General features: G+C 42.1%; 1 protein-coding gene. It reads right to left on the bottom strand.

Going from position 1 to position 240, the window contains the following annotated elements; all coding sequences use genetic code 11:
* Positions 1-240 (bottom strand): hypothetical protein (locus AYW76_RS19745; protein ID WP_197467866.1); only part of this gene is annotated, 240 nt, incomplete at both ends.

Here is a 240-nt window from a genome sequence, read left to right on the forward strand (position 1 = left end):
CCTTTTCTTTTTTCTTTTTTTCTCTCCTTTCTCCTTCTTCTTCTCCTTTCTTTTCTTCTTTCTTTTTTCTTTTACTCTCTATTTTCTCCTCTTCTTTTCCTCTCTTCTCCTCCTTCCTCCTTTTTTTCTCCTCTCTTTCCCTCTTTCTCCCTTCCCTTCTTCCTCCTTTCTCTTTTTTCTCTCTCTTTTCTCCCTCTTTCCTTTCCCCCCCCCTTTCTCCTCCTCCCCTCTTCCTCCTCC

This window comes from Marinomonas gallaica (assembly GCF_001639745.1).
Lineage (GTDB): Bacteria > Pseudomonadota > Gammaproteobacteria > Pseudomonadales > Marinomonadaceae > Marinomonas > Marinomonas gallaica.